The organism is Nostoc sp. CHAB 5715, assembly GCF_020829685.1.
Taxonomy (GTDB): domain Bacteria; phylum Cyanobacteriota; class Cyanobacteriia; order Cyanobacteriales; family Nostocaceae; genus Nostoc.
This window is the reverse complement of sequence record NZ_JAIVFR010000709.1, coordinates 1-4,045: the sequence shown is the minus strand read 5'-3', so window position 1 is coordinate 4,045 and position 4,045 is coordinate 1. Positions and strand designations below refer to the sequence as shown.

5 protein-coding genes and 1 pseudogene are annotated in these 4,045 nt (G+C 45.2%); 3 read left to right on the top strand and 3 right to left on the bottom strand.

Annotation, left to right across the window (positions count from 1 at the left end):
* A pseudogene (locus tag LC574_RS29580) lies at positions 1 to 253 on the top strand (hypothetical protein); the annotation flags it as partial.
* Between the two features lie 93 nt (positions 254 to 346).
* On the opposite strand, the gene LC574_RS29575 reads toward LC574_RS29580, so the two are convergent.
* A complete protein-coding gene (locus tag LC574_RS29575) occupies positions 347 to 652 on the bottom strand; it encodes a cytochrome P450 (RefSeq protein WP_229457183.1) in 306 nt (101 codons plus the stop codon).
* 91 nt (positions 653 to 743) lie between these two features.
* On the opposite strand from LC574_RS29575, the gene LC574_RS29570 reads away from it, so the two are divergent.
* On the top strand, positions 744 to 1,112 hold the full coding sequence (locus LC574_RS29570) for a hypothetical protein (RefSeq protein ID WP_229457182.1): 369 nt from the start codon (positions 744 to 746) through the stop codon (positions 1,110 to 1,112).
* A gap of 139 nt (positions 1,113 to 1,251) precedes the next feature.
* Here the strand turns inward: LC574_RS29570 and LC574_RS29565 are convergent, their stop codons facing one another.
* A complete protein-coding gene (locus LC574_RS29565) occupies positions 1,252 to 2,715 on the bottom strand; it encodes an NAD(P)/FAD-dependent oxidoreductase (protein ID WP_229457181.1) in 1,464 nt (487 codons plus the stop codon).
* A gap of 240 nt (positions 2,716 to 2,955) precedes the next feature.
* Between LC574_RS29565 and LC574_RS29560 the strand changes: the two genes are divergently transcribed.
* On the top strand, positions 2,956 to 3,222 hold the full coding sequence (locus LC574_RS29560) for a hypothetical protein (protein WP_229457180.1): 267 nt from the start codon (positions 2,956 to 2,958) through the stop codon (positions 3,220 to 3,222).
* On the opposite strand, the gene LC574_RS29555 is transcribed toward LC574_RS29560, so the two are convergent.
* Positions 3,181 to 4,045 (bottom strand): AGE family epimerase/isomerase (locus tag LC574_RS29555; protein WP_229457179.1); only part of this gene is annotated, 865 nt, incomplete at its 5' end. The two genes, LC574_RS29560 and LC574_RS29555, sit on opposite strands and share 42 nt — an antisense overlap.

Sequence of the window (4,045 nt, the reverse complement as noted above, 5' to 3'; positions counted from 1 at the left end):
CCGATCTGCGCCACGAGCAGCAGGGACGCTCTTATCTGTGTGTGCATCTGTAGGTTTTATCCAACTAAAAGATGCGATCGTTGGTCTGCACACTTACCCAACTGTACTAGTTGCTCATGAACTGAAACTGTTTCTGCTAAGAGTGGAAACAGTTTCAGTTCATGAGCAACTAGTACAGTTGGGTAAGTGTGCAGACCAACGATCGCATCCCAAACCTGTGTACCATCTGTTTGTGGTTTGTGGAGCTTGTTAATTGGAGCTTTACTTGTTGCTTGGGTCATTGTTGTTCTCCTAGTAATTGCAAAAACAGAATGATGAAAATTGCCTACTAACTTGACGAGGTACTCTAAAACGTCAACGGGAGCGAACGGGAACCATGAAACATCAAACTTTCTTGTTTCCAGAGACTGATCGCATCTTCTTTAGGATTTTTATAACGCTTTTTTATTTGCTGAATGAGGTAAGCTCTTAAATCAAACGAACACTTCTGAGAAGATTTTGCTTGTTTAATTGTCAATTGTCTGCCGTCGAAAAGCTTTGCGGTCTCAACAGCCCATTCTCGTAAAAATATGCCAGTCGTCTTTGGGGATTCCCAGAACATCAGCGATCGCAAACCACCAATTTGCAGGCTTAAATAACTATACGGGGTCATCCTCTGGCATCTGATTAAGAACACTATAAGGATTGGCAAAGAATTCTGGAGAGAACAGGTTATATTTGGGAAGCAATACTGGGCATGGGGCATGGGGCATTGGGCATTGGGCATGGGGAATGGGGCATGGGGAATAGGAGATGAGTCTTTGATACTCGTGAATGAGTCTTTGATACTCGCCGACGAGTCTTTGATACTCGTGAATGAGTCTTTGATACTCGCCGACGAGTCTTTGAACTCCGTTAACGAGTCTTTGATACTCGTGAATGAGTCTTTGATACTCGCCGACGAGTCTTTGAACTCCGTTAATGAGTCTTTGATACTCGTGAATGAGTCTTTGATACTCGCCGACGAGTCTTTGAACTCCGTTAATGAGTCTTTGAACTCCGTTAATGATAGGACTTACGCACACTCTACGAATTCTCGGCGCTCTTGGCGTCTTGGCGGTTCGATAAATTAAGCGAAATTAGCAATTTTTGCGTAAGTCCTGAATGAGTTTTTGATACTCGCCGACGAGTCTTTGAACTCCGTTAATGAGTCTTTTCTCCACTCCTCTGCTCCCTTGCCTCCCTGACTCCTGGCTCCTTTACAAACAGCTTCTAAACATTCTGTAGAGCAGGAACCCTTGTGTGTGCCAATCCTAACCTTGGTTGCGTTACGACATACAGGTCATCACCCGCCCCTGGTGTTGTTCGTGATAAGAAGCCATCAACGGCCTCGAAAAATTCGGCGTTTGTTTTCAGCATATCGCTGCTCTGATCTTTGATGTCAGCCGACACTTGTTGGTTGTGTAAAATACTAAGTCTCTCCCTCAACTGCTGGGGTATTTCTCCAAAGACAGAGTTGGGTATGGGGTTTTGAGCATCCGCCATATCCTCAGTACCACAAGCTAGATGCATGAACGCCAAAACCTGGTCTGAGGATAGCCGAGTGAGTTTATCAGCCATTGAAAGATAGTTCTCCGATTGACAGTTCTTGTCATAAAAGGCTCCGATCAGCATCATAAAGCGTAAGTAAGCTTGACTCAAACTTTTCTCAAAGAAAGCGATTGCTTGTTCCTCTTTTACTTCACCACGCTGCAAACTAGCAAGGCTGGCTGCTGCCAATAGTGCGCTATAAATAGCTAAATGCACACCAGTCGATAATAAGGGGTCTAAAAAGCACGCTGCGTCTCCCAATAAGAAGTAGCCTGGCCCAGAAAAACTGTCGGCTGTGTAAGAGTAATCTTGCTCTACTTTCACTTCTGAAACCAACTCGGCTTGTGCAAGCATCTTCTTGACTACGGGACTATCTGCGATCGCCCCTGCATACAAATCTTGCAATGAGGCATTGCGTTTTTCCTTGTAGGTTGACTTGTGCATCACCACACCCACGCTCATTGTTTGATCGGAAAGTGGAATTGCCCACATCCAGCCATCAGGAACGGTAACGGTAGCGATCGCACCATCGAAACCGTCAGGTAATCTTTCGGCATTCTTCCAGTATCCCCAAGTAGCGATGTTCTGGAATGTGCTAGGAAAGTGGCGGTTTTTCAAGTACTGTGTTGCCATAACTCCAGCACGACCCGACGCATCAATCAGAAAATCGAAAGACACTTCACCAGTATTGCGATCGCCAACGGTTTGAGACCAAGTAGCACTCCGGGGTCGATCACCCTCAAAAGACACACTCTTGATTTCAGTTCCCTCAAAGACTTTTACTCCTTGGCTTTTAGCATGTTCCAAAAGCAACTGATCAAATTCATCGCGGCGAACTTGAAAACTGTAGGTTTGGTTCTCGTTCAAGCGTTCAAATTTAACATTCCATCCCTCAGAGTTCCAATCTATATAAGCGCCAGGTTTGCGTTGGAAACCATGAGCTTCCACTTTTTCACGCACACCTAACAAATCAAATATCTCTAAAGCCGCAGGCAAAAGGGATTCACCAATGTGATAGCGTGGAAAAACTTCCCGCTCTAATAGCGTAACATCAAAGCCCTCACGAACCAAAAGAGTAGCAGCAGTAGAACCAGCAGGGCCGCCACCAATGACTAATACTTGTGTAGAACTTGGCACAATAGACATGATTTTTCTCCTTAGAATAAATTACCGAAGAAGAATTCAGAATTCAGAATTCAGGATTCAGAATGGATTCTGTGCGACTGGATGTATAAGAGAGGTTTAGAGCAAGCGATTTTAAACGCGCGTGAAGAAAAAATTCTTTCCGTGACTGTTACCCTTGACTTCAGGCATGGGGTATTCTGAATTCTGTCTTCTGACTCCTTCTCATTAAGTACAGTTTTGCGTAAAAGCGTAGCGTTTTTAATGCAAGGGGACGCATTGGCATTGCAGGGGAACGCATTGGCATTGCAGGGGAACGCATTGGCATTGCAAGGGGACGCATTGACATTGCAAGGGGACGCATTGGCATTGCAGGGGGACGCATTAACATTGCAAGGGGACGCATTGGCATTGCAGGGGACGCATTGGCATTGCAAGGTATTGTCAAATTTAATTCGCTACGAATTAATGAAATGCTGTACTAAGTTGCTAGTTAGGGACAATCTGAACCTTGACTTTGATTTGCTCTGATATTTCTGGTAACTCCACTGTCAAGTTTTCGGCATCAAACTTGGTGTAGGTTTCCCCGTTAATTTCACAAGCACCAATTTTGATACTTCCAGGGGGTAAAATATCCGGTGACACCCGCAGAAGGCGATCGGGAAATGCTCCTGGTAAAGGTTTAAAGTAAAAGTTCATCGGATGCTTGTGAATCAAGAGATTGGTGTAGACAGCCGCCAGATAGCACAACTCGGTGGAGTGATAAGCACTCATGGAGTGTGAACCTTTGCGCCGCTCATTTCCACTAACTAGATAGGGAATGCCATTGGCGAGAACGTTAAAGTAAACACCACCATCTTCGTTATCCAGAAACCAAGCGTTATAAAAAGCAGCCGATTCCCGAGCCAAACGCAGATATTCGTCGTTTTTTAACAAACCTGCCAAAATCAGGTATGCTAAGATAGCTTGTTCTTGCTGCCACCAAGCTTTGCGATCGTGCCAAACGAAGCGATGATTAGTTTGACCAGGCTCCAAAATGCGCTCCACCACGTCGTACCATCCGCCACGCTGTTGGTCACTACCAACTTCAGGCATGATTTGGGCAATTTTTTCTGCTAATTGGATATACTCGTCTTTGGATTTGAGACTGTACATCCGCATCAGATTCCAAACGATTTTGAGATTGTGACCAATCACAGCGCGGTTTTGCTGCCATCCCCAACCGGGATCAGCCGTCCAATCTTCGTGGAACCGTTCTTGAACAAATGGACTATTTTCTGGATCGGGGAAACGTTTAGCGATCGCATCAAAAGTATACTCCAGCATCTTGGCGTATTTCGGATTTCCGGTAGCC